General features: G+C 66.0%; 17 protein-coding genes. 6 read left to right on the top strand and 11 right to left on the bottom strand.

From position 1 onward, the window contains the following. Nucleotides 1-83: 83 nt before the first annotated feature. The 5 genes from CWT10_RS00790 to eccCa all read left to right on the top strand — a co-directional run bounded on the left by CWT10_RS00790 (nt 84) and on the right by eccCa (nt 8,249). Nucleotides 84-1,592, top strand: coding sequence for a hypothetical protein (locus CWT10_RS00790; protein ID WP_103062516.1), 1,509 nt, complete (start codon nt 84-86; stop codon nt 1,590-1,592). A gap of 75 nt (nt 1,593-1,667) precedes the next feature. Next, nucleotides 1,668-1,976 carry a hypothetical protein gene (locus tag CWT10_RS00785; protein ID WP_103062517.1) on the top strand — a complete coding sequence of 103 codons (309 nt, stop codon included), beginning with the start codon at nt 1,668-1,670 and terminating at the stop codon, nt 1,974-1,976. Then, complete coding sequence (locus tag CWT10_RS00780; RefSeq protein ID WP_103062518.1) at nt 1,973-3,280, top strand: EsaB/YukD family protein; 1,308 nt, start codon at nt 1,973-1,975, stop codon at nt 3,278-3,280. Before CWT10_RS00785 ends, CWT10_RS00780 begins: the two co-directional genes overlap by 4 nt. Further along, nucleotides 3,277-4,251 (top strand): hypothetical protein, encoded by a 975-nt coding sequence (locus CWT10_RS00775; RefSeq protein WP_103062519.1) that lies wholly within the window; start codon nt 3,277-3,279, stop codon nt 4,249-4,251. The genes CWT10_RS00780 and CWT10_RS00775 overlap by 4 nt, the downstream gene beginning before the upstream one ends. Further along, entirely contained in the window at nt 4,248-8,249 is a 4,002-nt protein-coding gene (gene eccCa / locus CWT10_RS00770; protein ID WP_103062520.1) for a type VII secretion protein EccCa, read from the top strand. The genes CWT10_RS00775 and eccCa overlap by 4 nt, the downstream gene beginning before the upstream one ends. 214 nt (nt 8,250-8,463) lie before the next feature. On the opposite strand, the gene CWT10_RS00765 is transcribed toward eccCa, so the two are convergent. The 3 genes from CWT10_RS00765 to CWT10_RS00750 form a co-directional block, all read right to left on the bottom strand. Next, nucleotides 8,464-9,048 carry a DUF3824 domain-containing protein gene (locus CWT10_RS00765; protein WP_103062521.1) on the bottom strand — a complete coding sequence of 195 codons (585 nt, stop codon included), beginning with the start codon at nt 9,046-9,048 and terminating at the stop codon, nt 8,464-8,466. Then, entirely contained in the window at nt 9,045-9,485 is a 441-nt protein-coding gene (locus tag CWT10_RS00760) for a hypothetical protein (protein WP_233188070.1), read from the bottom strand. Before CWT10_RS00760 ends, CWT10_RS00765 begins: the two co-directional genes overlap by 4 nt. An 849-nt stretch (nt 9,486-10,334) precedes the next feature. Beyond that, nucleotides 10,335-10,532 carry a hypothetical protein gene (locus tag CWT10_RS00750; RefSeq protein WP_128683188.1) on the bottom strand — a complete coding sequence of 66 codons (198 nt, stop codon included), beginning with the start codon at nt 10,530-10,532 and terminating at the stop codon, nt 10,335-10,337. Between the two features lie 641 nt (nt 10,533-11,173). Between CWT10_RS00750 and CWT10_RS00745 the strand changes: the two genes are divergently transcribed. Beyond that, nucleotides 11,174-11,947: a transposase family protein gene (locus CWT10_RS00745; protein WP_128683187.1), complete on the top strand. Its 774-nt coding sequence runs from the start codon at nt 11,174-11,176 to the stop codon at nt 11,945-11,947. Nucleotides 11,948-12,135: 188 nt separating this feature from the next. Here the strand turns inward: CWT10_RS00745 and CWT10_RS17195 are convergent, their stop codons facing one another. From CWT10_RS17195 to CWT10_RS17190, 8 genes are all read right to left on the bottom strand, one after another. After that, complete coding sequence (locus CWT10_RS17195) at nt 12,136-12,624, bottom strand: hypothetical protein (RefSeq protein ID WP_233187985.1); 489 nt, start codon at nt 12,622-12,624, stop codon at nt 12,136-12,138. A 46-nt stretch (nt 12,625-12,670) separates the two neighbouring features. Next, nucleotides 12,671-12,928: a hypothetical protein gene (locus CWT10_RS00735; RefSeq protein ID WP_103061780.1), complete on the bottom strand. Its 258-nt coding sequence runs from the start codon at nt 12,926-12,928 to the stop codon at nt 12,671-12,673. 97 nt (nt 12,929-13,025) lie between these two features. Continuing rightward, a complete protein-coding gene (locus tag CWT10_RS00730) occupies nt 13,026-13,268 on the bottom strand; it encodes a hypothetical protein (protein ID WP_233187984.1) in 243 nt (80 codons plus the stop codon). Between the two features lie 287 nt (nt 13,269-13,555). Continuing rightward, complete coding sequence (locus CWT10_RS00725) at nt 13,556-14,125, bottom strand: DNA/RNA non-specific endonuclease (RefSeq protein ID WP_128683186.1); 570 nt, start codon at nt 14,123-14,125, stop codon at nt 13,556-13,558. Between the two features lie 55 nt (nt 14,126-14,180). Next, complete coding sequence (locus CWT10_RS00720) at nt 14,181-14,381, bottom strand: hypothetical protein (RefSeq protein WP_233187983.1); 201 nt, start codon at nt 14,379-14,381, stop codon at nt 14,181-14,183. A 346-nt stretch (nt 14,382-14,727) separates the two neighbouring features. Beyond that, nucleotides 14,728-15,042 (bottom strand): DNA/RNA non-specific endonuclease, encoded by a 315-nt coding sequence (locus CWT10_RS00715; RefSeq protein WP_128683185.1) that lies wholly within the window; start codon nt 15,040-15,042, stop codon nt 14,728-14,730. A gap of 40 nt (nt 15,043-15,082) precedes the next feature. Continuing rightward, complete coding sequence (locus tag CWT10_RS00710) at nt 15,083-15,295, bottom strand: hypothetical protein (protein ID WP_128683184.1); 213 nt, start codon at nt 15,293-15,295, stop codon at nt 15,083-15,085. Nucleotides 15,296-16,001: 706 nt separating this feature from the next. Further along, nucleotides 16,002-16,511: a hypothetical protein gene (locus CWT10_RS17190; protein WP_233188116.1), complete on the bottom strand. Its 510-nt coding sequence runs from the start codon at nt 16,509-16,511 to the stop codon at nt 16,002-16,004. Nucleotides 16,512-16,523: the final 12 nt, after the last annotated feature.

Here is a 16,523-nt window from a genome sequence, read left to right as displayed (position 1 = left end):
CATACTCGTGACGCAAACGATACCGCGGCCGGGTCGCTAAACGCAGTGACCCGGCCACTACCCCGAGGCGAAGGAGGCATGCCTTGACCCCGCAATACGCGAGCCGACCGCTCCCTGCCGGTTGCCGCGCAGCATCGCGTCAGCTGGTCGGCGCCAGCATCGCCATCGACATCTCAGCCGTACTACTGCCCCTTGTCACCGGACTGCTGCTGCCGAGTCCGGCTCTTGTCAGACTGGTTCTGGTGCTGGCCGCATTCGGCGTCCTGATCGCCCAGTTCACCGCCCACTGCCTTTACGGCAGGGGCGTCGGCGGCTTGCTGCTGGGTCTGCTCACGGTTGATGCCGACGCCGGACTTCCCACCGGAACTCCGCGTTGCCTACTAGCACTGATGTATTTGGGTGCGGCGCACGGCGCTGTGGTGCTCGACATCAAACATGGCCCGAATCCGTCGCAGGTGACGCTGGACGAACTCGACGAGCTGGCCGCCCACTGGCAGATAGCCACCCCCGAGTCCGCACCACGGGTGGCAGCCGAGCCGCAGGCCGCGCCCGAGCCTCCGGTGCAGACCGTCCCGCCGATTCACAACGCCACAATCGAGTTTCCGCGGCAGCCGCACCCAGCCGCCAATGCCCCTGGCGCGCCCACACAGGCCCCCTCCAGCCAGGCCCACGCTGCCCAGGCCCCTTCCAGCCAGGTACCGCCCACGCAGGCCCCTTCCAGCCAGGCCCACGCTGCCCAGGCTCCTTCCAGCCAGATTCCAGCCGCCACGGCCTTCGCCGCCAATGCCCCCGGCGCGCCCACACAGGCCCCCTCCAGCCAGGTACCGCCCACGCAGGCCCCCTCCAGCCAGGCCCACGCTGCCCAGGCTCCTTCCAGCCAGATTCCAGCCGCCACGGCCTTCTCCGCCAATGCCCCTGGCGCGCCCACACAGGCCGCCACAGAGCCCGGCTCCCATGCACCGCACGAAAGGGGCACCGAGGTCTGGCAGGCCGAGCCCCCCAAGGCGGTCAGTGCCGTTCCCGCGCCGACGCCGGATTCACCCCCCGCCGCGAGCACGTCGCCCTCGGTTGCCCACCCGTCCGCAGAGCGGGACCAGCACTCGCCCCACCCGGTGACGCGTGCGGTTCCGGATCCTCCCGCCGCCCGCCCCTCACGCCCGGCCCCCTTCCTCCGCCAAGTGCCGACGCCGCAACCCGCTCCCCTACGGGCGCACCCGGTCAACCGCACGGCCCCGATACCGTTGCCGCCCACAGTTCCGCCGTCGGCCTCCGCCCCGCCCCCTCCCACTGCGACGCCGCCGACGCCGCAGGCATCCGCACGAACTCAGCCCGCCACGCGGCCGCAGGCATCCGTGCCCGGCCCGAGCACGCCTCCCAACGGTGCGGCGGCCGCGCCCATGCGGGCGGCCTCGCCCGCCACCAAGGCCGCCCCGCCAGCGCCCTCCGATGCCACCGGCCAACAAACCGGCCCGCCGCGCGTAACACGCAAGTCCATACGCGCACGTGAAAGGGCACAGGAGCGGGCGCGCGCCCAACAGGAGTCGAAGCCGGATGACTCCGCCCAGCAGGGACCGGAAAGGATGGTCGGATGATCCCCACAAGCTCAGACGCCCGCGCCACCGGTGGCGCGCCGGCCGCCGGCCGCATCGGCCCCGAGATGAGCGTCCATGGCGCGTGAGAACGAACAGGCGGTTCTCGACTCCGCACGGGTGCACCATGCACGCCTGCGTGACGCCCTGGAGCACGGCCGCACCCCGGGCAGGAGCCGGGCGCAGGCGCCGCGACTGATCGCATCGCTGGTGGTCGCCGCCCTGGCCTGCAGCGCCTGCGTGGGTTACGCCTACGTCTCCACGCATTTCGACTCCACCCGCAACCCCTCCGGCGGGAACGCCTCCACCGACGGCGCCACCTGGCGCCCCTCACCCTCAGGAACGCCGGAGGCCGTACCGGAAGCAACCCAGGAAGCAGATCAATGATCCCCTACACGCGCGTAACGCTGGTGGCGGAGAGGTCGCGCGCCGAGATGGTGCTCCCCTCAACCGAGCCGGTAGGCACCCAGATGCCAACCCTGCTGTCCCTGCTGGGCGGCACGCCCGAGCACTCCGGAGCGCCGACCACCACTCATCTGGTGCGCGCCGACGGCCGCCTGGTGGACCCGGAACTGGATCTGGCCGCACAGGAGGTCCTGGACGGCGAGATCCTGCGTGTTGTCGCGGACGACGCAATCCCGCCGCCAGCACGCGTATCCGACCTCAGTGAGGCGATGGCGGACCTGACCGAGGCGCATGCGGGTAGGTGGCGTCCGACAGACCGGTCGCGCGGAGCCGGCATCATCATCGGTGTCCTGACCGCGCTCGCCCTGTGGCCCCAGTTGCAGGACCTGTCCGTGACGGCGCACGCCTGGGTGGCGCTGGCATCACTGGTCGTGCTGTTCGCCGTGGCTGCGCTCCACCGCGGCGGCATCGGCCCGGCGGGCGCCGACATCATCTGCCTGTGCCTGCTACTGGGGGTGCTGGCGGCACAATGCCTGACTCTGGTGGCGTTGGGAACCGAGTCCGGAGGACTGGCCGCCCTGGCCCTGCTCCTGCTGGTCACGGCCGCTATGGGGCTGGCGCGCGGGCGCACCGGATGGATCACCGGTGCTGCCGTAGGTCTCGGAGCCGAAGGCGGCTGGATACTCGTGGCCGCCCTGTCACCCAGCACCAAGCTCGCCTACGGATTCCTGGCGCTGCTGGCCCTGGTACTGACCGGCTCACTGCCGTGGATAGCGCTGATCGTCTCCGGTGCGGCCCGCCTGGACGACACGGCCCTGACCGGGGTGCTGCCGCCACGCGATCGCGCTCGCCGCAGCCTGATCGCGGCCCATGACTCCCTGCTGGTCACCTGCCTGGTGGCGGCCGCCGCCACGGCCTGGGCCACGGCGAATCTGGCATGGCAGGACGATCCGTGGGGATGGTGGCTGGCGGTGGCGGTCGTGACCGCCGTGGCGCTGCGTTCACGGGCCTTCCCGCTACGGGCGGAGGTCATCGCCCTGTGGCTGGCCTGCCTGCCGGCGCCGCTGATCCTGGCCTCGCCGCTGCCCTGGTCGCAGCGCGCCGCGCTGCTAGCCGCGGCCGTGGTGGCGCTGGCGGCCGCCGCCCTGTATCGGAGCGCGGATCAGACCCGTGTGCGCCTGCGGCGCCTAGGAGACCTGTTGGAGACCGTCGCCACCGTCGCCACGGTGCCGCTGCTGTGTGGGCTCGACGGGCTGTTCACCCACCTTCTGGGACTCTTCTCATGACCGCCCCCGTGCTCGGCCCCGCTGGCACGCGCCGCGGCGGCGCCGCCCGCATGGACAGTCTGCGCCGACCGCTCGACCTGTGCGCCCTGGCTCTGACCGGCGCGGCCGCCTGGCGCAGCACCGCCACACAGACGCACCAGGACCTGGTGCAGCCACTGCCCCTTACCTGCCGCATCGCGGTGGTGCCGACCGTGCCGGCATGCGGGTCGACCACCGTGGCCCTGCAGATCACCGGGGCGCTGACCCGCGCCAGGCGCGCACCGGCGCTGCTGCTGTCGGCCTCCCCGGGTACGAACACCGCCGCTGACCGCCTCTCCTTCTCCCGCAGGTGGCCCCTGGAGGAGCCGGTTCCCACCGCGGTTCCCCCGGCGCAGCTGGGACCGGCACTGCGCGGGGCGGCCGGCTGCGGGCCGGACGGCCTGACCTCCTGCCTACGGCTGGATCCCGGTGCCGCGCACCTACCGCCGTCGTGGCACCAGGTGCGGCGCGAACTGGGGCACTTTTTCGACGCGTGCCTGACCGAGACCGGCCTGCTGCCCCCCGAGGAATTGGCCGAGATCGCCCCACTCCACCACGCCGTGGTGGTAGTCAGTCCGGCACGACGCCGGGAGGTGGAACGTACCCGCGAGCGCCTGCAAGGGCTTAAGGCGGCCCTCGCCGACCGCGCGGCCAAGGCCAGGGCGGACGGGGCGGCTCCCACCGCGGCCGCACCTTCCGCGGGGATTGCGGGCGGGCCCCTGCCCGTGGTGCTGCACGCGATTGTCGCCACCACTCCCGGGCATCCGCTCATACCGCGCCCGGAGGCGGATGAGACGCTGATCCCCTACGACCCCGCGCTGCGGCGTCCCGGCCCCTCACCTCTGCGGCGTCGCACCGCCGTCGCCGTCGCCGCCCTGGCCGCCCGCGCCGTGGACGCGGCCGCCCAGACCGTGCGAATCACCGGAGAAGTCGCTGCGGGAGGCGAGGCATGATCCGCACTGTTCACCGCCCCGGGCGTCCGCACCGCCCCCTGGATCTGCCCGAGCCGATCGTTCTGCCGGTGCCGCCGCAGCTGACCGACACCGGTGCGGGTCAGGCCTTTCCCTTCCAGATGATGCTGCCCCTGGCCGGAGCCGGCTCGTCCATGCTGATGATGACGCTGCTGCGTTCCAACCTGATCTTCGCGGTTCTGGGCGCGGTGGTGATGCTGGTGACCATGATCGGCATGCTGGCCGCCACCATGTCCCGCCGCAACGGGCAGGCACGCCAGCGCCGTGAGCGGCGCGAACGCTACCTGGATTCCCTGGCCGACTCCGCCCGCGCCCTGGAATCCACCGCCGGACAGTTGCGTCGCCGGGCGTACCGGGCCGATCCCGCCCCGCAGGCGCTGGCGGCCTGGGCGGTGTCCTCGGGGCACCGTTGGGAGCGGCGGCGCAACGACGGCGACTTCCTGCGCCTGCGCCTGGGCACCGCCGACCTGCCCCACCCGCTGGCGGCCATGCCCCGCTCCGACGCCGTCGCCCAGGCCGACCCCCTGCTGGTGCAGGAGGCGCGGACCCTGGTTGACAGCTACGCCGTCCAGTACGCCATGCCCGCCACCATTGATCTTGACGCCGCTGGCGAGGTGTCGGTCATCGGCCCTAAGGAGGTGACGCGGGCGCTGGCCCGCACCCTGCTGGTGCAGGCCGCGGTGCATCACGCCCCGGAGGATCTGCATATGGCGCTGGCCTATGACGAGTCCGTGGCCGACGCCTGGGAGGGCGTGTCCCGACTCCCCCACCTGCGCATCCACGGCGCCTTCGACGGTCCGGTGGCCATGCGTCGGATCGGCACGGACCAGGCTGATCTGGAGCGGGTGCTGCGCCCCGAGATCGCCGCCGCCGCGAAGGCTGCCGCCCGGGTGGCGCGCATCGGGGCGGGCGGTCCGCACAACCGCCGTGCCCGTCTGCTCGCCGTCGTCGACGACGCCGGTACGGCCCAGTCCCTGACCATCCCCGACGCCTCCCTGCGCGCGCAGGACGTGGGGGCGACCATCCTGCATCTGGTCACCGACCGTTTGGATGAGCCCTCTGACCCGTCGCTGCGGCTGACGGTGCGCGAGGACGGCACGGTGCTGGTGGAGGATCTGCGGCCCGCCGTCGATGCCACAGGCAGGATCGACCCCGACGCCGCCCCGCTTCCGCCCACCGTGGTGACCCCCGACGAGCTGGGTCCGGCAGCCGCGGAGGGGGTGTGCCGGGCGTTGGCGCCCCTATCCCTGGGCGCGGCCGCCGAGCGGGAGGTGGAGGAGACCTCCGCCACCTCCCCGGCCGACCTGCTCGGGGTGGATGATCCCAGGAGCATCGACGTGCCCGCCGCCTGGCGACCCCGCCCCGCCCGCGACTTCCTGCGGGTTCCGCTGGGCACCGATGACAATCACGAGCTGGTGCTGCTGGATCTGAAGGAGTCTGCCCAGCTGGGCGTGGGTCCCCACGGGCTGTGCGTGGGGGCGACCGGTTCGGGCAAGTCGGAGCTGCTGCGCACCCTGGTCACCGCGCTCGCCGTGAGTCACGGCCCGCAGGACCTGTCCATGATTCTGGTCGATTACAAGGGCGGCGCCGCCTTCGCGCCCTTTGCCTCCCTGCCGCACGTGGTGGGGCTGATGGATAATCTGGCCGACGACGCCGGGCTGATCGAGCGGGCGCGGGCGTCGATCGCCGGTGAGGTGGTGCGCCGACAGAAGCAGCTGCGGGACGCCGGCTCCTCCCCCGATATCGCCCACTACCGGCGGCTGCGCGAGGAGCATCCACAGATGCCGCCCATGCCGCACCTGTTCGTCATCATCGACGAGTTCGGGGAGCTGCTGACGGCGAATCCTGACTTCGTGGATTTGCTGCTGACGATCGGGCGTATCGGCAGGTCAATCGGCGTGCACCTGCTGCTGTCCAGCCAGCGTATTGAGGGTGGCAAGCTGCGAGGCCTGGACACCTACCTGTCCTACCGGATCTGCCTGCGCACCTTCACCGAGGCGGAGTCCTCCACGGTGATCGGCGTGCCGGACGCCTTCCACCTGCCGGCCTCACCGGGGTATGGGTACTTGAAGGTGGACACCAGCATTTACACGCGTTTCCGGGCGGGCTACGTCTCCGGCCCCGTTGAGCAGGTGGAGGCCGAGCCCACCCCCGCCGACCGGGAGGAGCAGTTGCCGCTGCTGCTGCCGGTTCACAACGGCCTGGAGACCGAGGAGCCGGCCGCCGCCCAGATGGCGGTCCCGGAGGGGCACACCACCCGGGAGACGGTGGTTGACGCCGTCGTCTCCCAGCTCAGCCGGGCCGCCGAGCCGATGCCGCCGGTATGGCTGGAGCCACTGCCCGCGCAGCTGCCGCTGACGGCGGTGCTGGGCGGGCCGCTTAGGCGCGACGGCGTCGGCCTGCGGGCGCCGGCCCCGCCCGGCCCCGGCATCAGGGTGCCGGTGGGACTGGTGGATGATCCCGCACACCAACGCCAGCAGCCGTGGCTGCTGGACCTGACGGTGGGCGGCGGGCATGTGGCCTTGGTTGGGGCACCGCAGAGCGGCCGCACCACTTTCTTGTGGACGCTGGCCACGGCGGCGGCGCTGACGCACGGCCCCGATCGACTCGCCTTCTACGGGGTGGACGCCACCGGCGGCGGGTTGTCCCGGCTGGCGGCGCTGCCGAATGTGGGCGGTGTGGCCACACGCGGGGACCGCGAGCGCATGCGCCGCGTGCTGGAGGAGGTGGTGGCGATGCTGGATAAGCGCGAACGGGTGCTGGCGGCGCACCACATCGATTCTCTGGAGGTGCTGCGCACCCGGCATGCCGCGGGCGAGGTGCCGGAACTGGCCAGTGCCGACGTGGTGCTGCTGGTGGACGGCCTGGGCCTGCTGCGTTCGGATTTCCCGGAGTTGGAGGAGCCGTTGGATGAGGTGCTGCGCCGCGGCGGCGGCCTGGGAGTGCATGCGGTGATGACGCTTTCACGGGGCAACGATCTGCGCATGTCGCAGCAGTCGCTGGTGGGCACCCGCCTGGAGCTGCGGTTGAATGATCCGGCGGACTCCCTGGTGGCGCGCAAGCTCTCGGCCACCTTGCGGGCGGATACGCCGGGGCGGGTGCTGCGCACGGATAAGTTGTTCGCCCAGGTGGCACTGCCTGTGCCCGAGGGCGCGGACCTGTCTCGGGGCGTGGGCATGATGTTGGCGGCCATGGCGCAGCTGATCGCAAAGAGCTGGTCGGGGCCGGCGCCCGCGCCCGTGCGCATGCTGCCCGAGAGCATTGATCCAGCAGACCTGCCCGACGGCGAGCAGGCGCCGGATCTGCTGCCGTTGGGCCTGTTCCAGGACACGATGACGCCAATCAATCTGGATCTGGCCGGGCGGGATCCGCACCTGCTGGTGCTGGGCGATTCGGGCTGCGGCAAGAGCACGGTTCTGCGCGGGGTGATCGAGTCCCTGGTGGAGCGGTACACGCCCGATGAGTTGGTGATGGCCGTCTATGACGTGCGGCGGACGACGGCCGCGGCCTGTCCGGAGGCGTATTTGGGCGGGCATGCGACCTCCACTGCGTTGGCCGGCGGACTGTCGGCGTCGATCGCCGAGGAGCTGCGCCGGCGCTCCGATGCGCTGGCGGCGGGGCGTGCGGTGGACGGGCCGCGGATCGTGCTGGTGGTGGACGACTATGACATCTTGTCCTCGGGTGGCACCGGGCCACTGGGGGAGATCATTCCGTTCCTGTCCTCGTCGCGGGATCTGCGTTTGAATGTGGTGCTGGCCCGGCCGGTGGCGGGTGCGTCGCGCGCCCTGTATGACCAGTTGTTGCAGGCACTGCGGGACACCGGGGCGACGGGGTTGATCATGGACGGCGACCGCGGTGAGGGCGCACTGATCGGCGGGGTGCGGGCGGAACATCTTCGGGCCGGACGCGGCTGGTGGGTGCGCCGCGGCCGCAAGCCCCGCCTGGCTCAGGTCGGGAACTTCACGCCGACGGGTGAGTGAGCTTTACGGGCTGTTCGTGTTTGTGGGTGCGGTGGTAGGTAGGCGGTGTGACAGCGTGTACGGTGCCTGACCCCGGGCCTGTGGGCGGGACCGCCTGCTCTCCCACGTGCGCCAAGGCTGCAATGCCGGGGCCGGCGGTGTGCATAGGCCCGCACTCCCTCCGCCCCCACGCAAAGAGCCACTTCGCGCCAGCCCCCAGCTGGTGGAGTCCCGGCTATTTGATGAAGGGGATGCCGCGGAAGGGAACGACCTTGCCGCGGCTTGCCCGCACACCGAAGGCGATGGAGATGATGATGTGAAACAGGGAGATGAGCAGCCAGGCCACGACTGGCAGTCCCCATGGTAGGAAGTCATCTGAGCCTCGTCCGGGCAGGATCGCGATCATGTAGTAGAGGAAGCTGCCCAGGAGGAGCACAGTGGCCAGCAAATAGTTGAGGCCCCAGTTGGCGGCTGCCGTGCCATTCGTCCTTACGGGTTCGGGATCCTTACGGCAGTTCAAGCCGACGGCGATCATAATGACCGACGTTATGATCGCTCCGATGCCGGGATAGAAGGCGAACACGAATAGCCCCATGAACCAGGCGATTGCGGCGGTGGGCCGGGGTTTGGCCGCCGTGTAGTGCTGCTGGGCGTAGGGCGGATACGGTACCTGCTGCGGCGTCCCTGGTGGGACCGGGTACGGCGCCTGATACGCCAGGTATGGGCCGCCGGGTGTGGGCTGAGCCTGTGTTGGCGGCAGCGAGGCCTGCTGCGCGGGGTAGTGGGGAGAACTCGGATAGTCCGGGTAGGGGCTGTTCACTGGTTCAGCTTCATCCAGTCCGGCATCGCCTTGGGGTCGCGGGGGAACAGCTCCAGCTCTTGGGCGACGTCCTCGGCTGTGTAGGGCGGGTTGAGGATGGGCTCGTGGTCGTAGTCGAAGTCGGAGATCAGCTGGTAGTCCTGCTTATTCATGGTGAACACGCCCTTGGTCCAGGCGCCGCCGCCCGGCCGGGCCATGGCGATGCGCACCTTGACAGCGGGTTCGACAACCTCCCGGGGCACGATGTTGTCCTCCCAGCCGCCGCGCCGCATCAGCCCGGAGGAGCGCAGTGCGCGGCTGCGCACGCCGGCGCGGGCACCTACGGCCTGCACCTCGATTGACATCTCCTCCACATGGGCGGAGCGCATCCAACGTACGCAGGCGTCGGACAGCGTCTCGACGGCCTGCATCTGTGCTTCGAAGGACCACTCGGTCATGAGCTCCTACCTCGATCTTGCCTGCGGACGACCCGAAGTCGCTGTTTATAGAAACGACACTACCCCGAACGCGGACGCGCAGCACCATCAATCAGGGTCGTGTGCGTCACGCTCGTCCGACATGACTTCCAGGGCTGCACTTGTCACGTTCCACCGCAGCGAACACGATCTGGCCCCCGGTACCCGCGTCTGCCATCTCCTCAATCGCACGAACAGCGTCTGTCAGTCTCGAACCAGTCGAGTCGAATCCCTTCGCCCCGACTGCGATCACACAATCGCGACCGCCGGTCGGGGCGGCCAAGTCGGCCGCGGCGAACCGGCGCGCTTCACCCCGCGACACGCCGGTCACCACACTCACCAGCGCGAAGACTCGGTTTGGGCAGATTGGTGGGGCCGGTTAGAGAACTCGGCCCAGGAGCACGTCCTCGGCGGCTGGCCCGCGTTCTGAAGATGTATCGGCTCCTCGTGTTTGAGGCTGTCAGCTGGCGGGGGACTGGCGTTTGGACTACTGCCTGGGCCACCGGGCGAGGTCGACGGCGTCTTCGTGCCTGTGGACGGGGTCGTCTACCAGTCCGGTTCGTACTCTGCTACTCCGGTTAGGCCTCTGTTGAAGGGCTGCGCAGCCTTCAGCAGAGGTCTAACCGGAGTAGTAAACGCCGAAGGGACGTACGCAACACACCCCACGACGACGCTACGACTCCGCACCCAACACCTCCGGACCGCGTATCGACACCTCCAGAACACGCCGTGGAACGCCCGAGCCGAAACCACACCCCCAAACACGAAGAGTCCCTTTGGCCAACGTCGCATCAACCACCAAAGCCAGCAATCACCTCACACCCAAACGGCTCAGTCGCTGCGCTCCTGCTCACGCCTACGACGACGCGCCTCACGCCTGCGAGCATTACGCTCCTTACGCTTCTCATACGCCGCCACACGCTCAGCCAGCCAATCCGGAACAAACTCAGGATCACGCGGATAAATGTCCAACTCAATCGCATACTCGCCCGCACCCGCCGCCCCCGAGCCAAAGTCCGGCTCACGCATCCAGTCACACTCCTGGTGCAACACCCCATCAGACGCATCCATCCACAACCGACACCACGTCCACGCCCCACGACCAGGCAACACCTGCGCAGCACGAAGCTCATCAACCATAGAGGTTGCTTCGTAAGGTATCGCCACACGCTCACGCACACAGCCGCGTACCAGCCATTCTCTCATGCGCTGCGTCAAACCGATACCGACTATCTCAATCTCCAAGTAGTTTCCATCCGACTGATCACACAACCATGACGCAAGCGAGGACTCCACCCGCTTGAATACCGCGTCACCTTTAGCCGCCACGGCGCACCCCATTTCGTATCGCATCACTGGACTCACTACACCCGCCTGTTCCCGAACGACTGACCGTCAGGAAGACCTTGACGGTCAACCCAGCTGACTCTGAATTTCGTCGGTACTCTGTCCACCGGGCTCACGTCCCCCAGCCTAGTCACAGAATCCGCGTTCGCAAGCGGACCGTCGTACTCGATACATATGTCAATATACCCGTAGTTACCCGGAGGGTTATTCATAGGGGGTGTGGGGGGGTTCGCGACACGCGTATAGCGGGTGAGGGTTGGGACGGTCCGTTCCTGCGAGGATTCATTTGACCGTGAATAGCCTCGAAGAACGGACCGTCAGTAATGAATGCTAGCACGAAGCTCGACCGCCACCAGCCTCAGGACCTGTGCGCCATCTTGCACAACCAGGGGGACCTGCCGGTGGCCGGCTCCCGGGTGCTGGGCCTGTACCAGCGCATCAAGCTGACCGTGATGGCCCTGCGGCACAACACCAGCCAGGAGCTGCTGGCCGAGATCTTCGACATCTCCCAGCCCACCGCCTCCCGCATCATCAGCTCCTACACCGCTCTCATTGCCGATGCCCTGGGACGGGGCGTGCCCACAGTGGAGGACATCGACCCCACTCAAACCCTGATCATTGACGGCACCGTGCTGAAAACCTGGGACTGGAAGGGCGTGCCGGGCTTGTTCTCGGGCAAGTACCGCACCACCGGGCTGAACGTGCAGGTGGCCTGCACCCCCTCCGGGGCGATCGCCTGGGTGGGCGACCCGCTGCCCGGCGCCACGCATGACGCCGCCGCACTGCGCGCCAGCGGCCTACTGGACGTCCCGCCCCACCACCTGCCCGACAGCGCCACTGCCGCCCTCCATATCCGAGACAAGGGCTATATCGGGCTGGGCATGATCACCCCGGTCAAAAAGCAGCCCGGAGGGCCCCTGCCAGAGGCCGACAGGGCCTACAACACCTCCATCAACCGCATCCGCTACGTAGTAGAAAGAGCCATCGCCAACCTCAAGACCTGGCGCGTCCTACACACCGGCTACCGCCGCCCCATACAAACCTTCCCACAAACCATCACCGCCACACTCGCACTCATATTCACATACACCCCATGAATAACCCTCCCGGGTCGTCAGCGAACTTCTGCTCCGACTCCCAGAAGCTGCCCGGGTGATTAACGTTCACCGACTCTTTCATCGGCCACACGTTGATGTCCTCCGACGGAGCACCGAGGTGCTTGTCAGCTGCGACCACACCAACCGCAAATCTCTGAACCGGACGCAAACTGACAACCTGCAACAGTTCAGTCGCCGCGCTCCCGCTCACGCTTACGGCGACGCGCCTCACGCCTGCGAGCATTACGCTCCTTACGCTTCTCATACGCCGCCACACGCTCAGCCAGCCACTCCGGAACAAACTCAGGATCACGCGGAAACCGATCCAACTCAATCGCATACTCACCAGCACCCGCCGGCACCGAACCAAAATCCGGCTCACGCATCCAATCACACTCCTGATGCAACACCCCATCAGACGCATCCATCCACAAGTGGCACCACGTCCACGCACCCCAACCAGGAACCACCTGAGCAGCACGTAAATCATCCATCACACGGGTTACCTCGTAATCGATATCCGCGGACTCCCTCACACCATCGATCACCACCCAAGATACATGATGCTGCACCAGCCCTATTCCCACCATGTACGTGTCAACCCGCTCACCACCGACCCTCTTCAGCCAACCTGCAAGACCAACCTCAATCTCGCCGAGCATCTCCTCAGCAGACATCTCACTCCTCATAGCGCCATCCTCCTCACATACCCACGGCACAGCATCATTCACGGTTCACGAACGGCCGTCTCTGCACAACACCATTCTGGTCCACCCACTTAACAACAAACTTGGTTGGCACTCTGTCTGTTGGGTTCACGTCCCCCAACCTGCTGACTGAGCCGGCGTTGGCGGGCGGGCCATCGTACTCGATACGGATATCAATGTTCCGGTAGTTGCCCGGGTTGTCAGCGATCTTCTGCTCCAACTCATCGAAGCCACCCGGATGATCACCGTTCACCGACTCCCGCATCGGCACCACGTTAATATCCTCCGGCGAACCACCAAAGCATTTACCCGCTGCGCCCGCACCCGCCACAACTGGTTGTCACAGAACGCGGACGAACTACCCAACCAACTCAGTCACCACCCCGCTCCCGCTCACGCTTACGACGACGCGCCTCACGCCGACGAGCATTACGCTCCTTACGCTTCTCATACGCCGCCACACGCTCAGCCAGCCATTCCGGAATATACTCAGGATCACGGGGATACCGATCCAACTCAATCGCGTACTCACCCGCACCCGCACTCGAGTCCTCGAACACCGGCTCCCGCATCCAGTCACACTCCTGGTGCAACACCCCGTCAGACGCATCCATCCACAACCGACACCACGTCCACGCCCCACGACCAGGAACAACCTGCGCATCGCGGAGTTCTTCGAAAGGCAGTCGCATGCCATATGGCGGTATAACCCTTCTTGTCACACCGTCAATAGTCAGCTGCGGATCAAACTGACCATATAAACCGATATTGTTGATCGTTATATCAATACGGCTAGCACCCTCTTGGAGACTCCAAGTTCTCATAGAGTCTTCAGTTTCTCTAATGAGCCTTTCCGCGGATCGCCGCTCCCCAGACACGCTAATCATCCTCCAAATCTCCCTTACCGATTTCCGAATATCTCCGGAGTCCTTGCTACGCCATTGGCGTCCTGCGAGAGCACTCTCCACCGTGTTGGTACTCTGTCTACCGGGTTCACGTCCCCCAACCTGGTCACTGAGCCAGCATTGGCAGGCGGGCCATCGTACTCGATACGGATATCAATGTTCCGATAGTTGCCCGGGTTGTCAGCGATCTTCTGCTCCAACTCGTAGAAGCCACACGGATGATCACCGTTCACCGACTCTTTCACCGGCACCACGTTAATGTCCTCCGGCGGATCACCAAACCGCTTACCGGTAAGATGACCACCCTCGAAGCCCCCACCCAGACCGTCTCCGTAGTGGCCGATCCGCCGCTGCACCGCCTTCGACTCGTACGTCGCGTCAGAGTCTACCACGTCCATCCGGTCAACCTGAAGACGCACCGTACTACCCCACTCATCGGTCGTGTAGTGGAACTTCCCATCCACCGTATACGTCGCATTCGGCAGAGGATCCTTCAAATCCGGATTCATCGTAGTACTGCTTCTACCCAGCCACGTCTGCCGCTCCACCGCCGAGTCTGCCTTCACATGCACGATCTCCCCGGCATCAGGCGAGTCCCCCGCACCTGCACAACCCACTCAGTCAGTCACCACCGCGCTCCTGCTCACGCTTACGACGACGCGCCTCACGCCGACGAGCATTACGTGCCTTGCGCTTCTCATACGCCGCCACACGCTCAGCCAGCCATTCCGGAATATACTCTGGATCACGCGGATAGATGTCCAGCTCAATCGCATACTCACCCGCACCCGCCGCCCCCGAGCCAAAGTCCGGCTCACGCATCCAGTCACACTCCTGATGCAACACCCCATCAGACGCATCCATCCACAACCGACACCACGTCCACGCACCCCGACCAGGCAACACCTGCGCAGCCCTTAGTTTACCCTGCGGCGAACTGATTTCCCACGGAATCCTCACAGATTCCTTTTCATCGCGTCGCAGCAACAATGCAGTATTTCCCTGAGTAAGGCCTATGCCATTAGTCTCAATTTCCACTCGATCGCTTTGTGTCGTTTCTAGCCACACCCGCAATTCACCCTCAATACGGGACAATAGCTCTCCGTCGCTAGCCGTCATTTCCGCTCCAATCTCTTGTTTTCAACCCCGTCGTTGACCTCATAATCGATTAATCTCTGTTCATGAATTTCTTCTGTTCCTGCAAGCCATTCTGTTCTGTCCAACTGACGGTGAACTCCGTCGGTACTCTGTCTACCGGGTTCACGTCCCCCAACCTGCTGACTGAGCCGGCGTTGGCGGGCGGGCCATCGCACTCGATACGGATATCAATGTGCCGGTAGTTGCCCGGGTTGTCAGCGATCTTCTGCTCCAACACGTAGAAGCCACCCGGATGATCACCGTTCACCGACTCCCGCACCGGCACCACGTTAATATCCTCCGGCGAACCACCAAAGCATTTACCCGCTGCGCCCGCACCCGCCACAACTGGTTGTCACAGAACGCAGACGAACTACCCAACCAACTCAGTCACCACCCCGCTCCCGCTCACGCTTACGACGACGCGCCTCACGCCGACGAGCATTACGCTCACGCCGCTTCAACTCAGCCTCATACCCCCTACGCAACCAATCCGGAACAAACTCATCATCACGCGGATACCGCTCCAACTCACTCCAACAATCACCCGGCCCCGGACGCACATCACCAGAAGCACGACTGAAAACCGGCTCACGCATCCAATCACACTCCTGATGCAACACCCCATCAGACGCATCCATCCACAACCGACACCACGTCCACGCACCCCAACCAGGCACAACCTGCGCAGCACGCAAATGATTCATTTGTACTGCCGCAACCTCATAAGGAATATGAGCCGGCACTTCGATACCGTTCACCACCAGCGTCCCGGTTCTAAGCAGCACCCGACCGATACCGACCATGTTAATGTCCACTCGAGTTCCACGTGACTCTTCTCGCAGCCACCGCGCAAGCCTAGCTTCAATTTCCCCCAACAGCTCCCGGGGGTTTCCTGCATTAGACACCGTCTGTTGCCTCCTCGCATATTCTCATCACAAACGTCCTCAAGATCGTCTATTGCTTAACGGCAGATCCCATTGCACTCCGTTCTGGTCCACCCAACTGACAGTAAACTCGGTAGGCACTCTATCGACCGGGTTCACGTCCCCCAACCTGCTGACGGAGTCCGCGTTGGCGGGCGGGCCATCGTACTCGATACGGATATCAATGTGCCGGTAGTTGCCCGGGTTGTTAGCGAACCTCTGCTCCAACACGTAGAAGCCACCCGGATGATCACCGTTCACCGACTCCCGCACCGGCACAACATTAATGTCCTCCGGCGGACCACCAAAGCATTTACCCGCCGCGACCGCACCCGCCACAACTGGTTGTAACAGGACGCAGACGAACTACCCAACCAACTCAGTCACCACCCCGCTCCCGCTCACGCTTACGGCGACGTGCCTCACGCCTGCGAGCATTACGCTCCTTACGCTTCTCATGCGCCGCAGCACGCTCAGCCAACCACCCCGGAACAAACTCAGGATCACGCGGAAACCGATCCAACTCAATCGCATACTCACCAGCACCCGCCGGCACCGAACCAAAATCCGGCTCACGCATCCAATCACACTCCTGATGCAACACCCCATCAGACGCATCCATCCACAACCGACACCACGTCCACGCACCCCAACCAGGAACCACCTGCGCAGCACGCAAGTCAGAGATCGTAGGCTCTGCAACACCGTAGGGGATACTGCTATGGCTCTTCGTTCCGCCAACGGTTACCCACACGAGGATGTCCTGAACGAGACCAATGCCTTGAATTTCAACGTCAACGCGATCGACTTTCGACTCGCCTTTCAACCAGACGCGGATATTCGATTCAGCCTGCGTCATCAGTTCATCGGCGTTCAACAGCCTGGACACTCACAACACTCC

Origin of the sequence: Actinomyces qiguomingii, from assembly GCF_004102025.1 — a bacterium.
Taxonomy (GTDB): Bacteria; Actinomycetota; Actinomycetes; order Actinomycetales; family Actinomycetaceae; genus Actinomyces; species Actinomyces qiguomingii.
This window is presented reverse-complemented; position numbering and strand designations above follow the sequence as displayed.

Bases quoted from the DNA above. Each gene is read 5' to 3' on its own strand.
- CWT10_RS00775 (WP_103062519.1), top strand. From the start codon at position 3,277: ATGACCGCCCCCGTGCTCGGCCCCGCTGGCACGCGCCGCGGCGGCGCC.
- eccCa (WP_103062520.1), top strand. From the start codon at position 4,248: ATGATCCGCACTGTTCACCGCCCCGGGCGTCCGCACCGCCCCCTGGAT.
- CWT10_RS00780 (WP_103062518.1), top strand. From the start codon at position 1,973: ATGATCCCCTACACGCGCGTAACGCTGGTGGCGGAGAGGTCGCGCGCC.
- CWT10_RS00730 (WP_233187984.1), bottom strand. From the start codon at position 13,268: ATGGATGCGTCTGACGGGGTGTTGCACCAGGAGTGTGACTGGATGCGG.
- CWT10_RS00760 (WP_233188070.1), bottom strand. From the start codon at position 9,485: ATGACCGAGTGGTCCTTCGAAGCACAGATGCAGGCCGTCGAGACGCTG.
- CWT10_RS00710 (WP_128683184.1), bottom strand. From the start codon at position 15,295: ATGCGTGAGCCGGTTTTCAGTCGTGCTTCTGGTGATGTGCGTCCGGGG.
- CWT10_RS00750 (WP_128683188.1), bottom strand. From the start codon at position 10,532: ATGCGTGAGCCGGACTTTGGCTCGGGGGCGGCGGGTGCGGGCGAGTAT.
- CWT10_RS00720 (WP_233187983.1), bottom strand. From the start codon at position 14,381: ATGCGTGAGCCGGACTTTGGCTCGGGGGCGGCGGGTGCGGGTGAGTAT.
- CWT10_RS00785 (WP_103062517.1), top strand. From the start codon at position 1,668: ATGGCGCGTGAGAACGAACAGGCGGTTCTCGACTCCGCACGGGTGCAC.
- CWT10_RS17195 (WP_233187985.1), bottom strand. From the start codon at position 12,624: ATGTCTGCTGAGGAGATGCTCGGCGAGATTGAGGTTGGTCTTGCAGGT.
- CWT10_RS00745 (WP_128683187.1), top strand. From the start codon at position 11,174: ATGAATGCTAGCACGAAGCTCGACCGCCACCAGCCTCAGGACCTGTGC.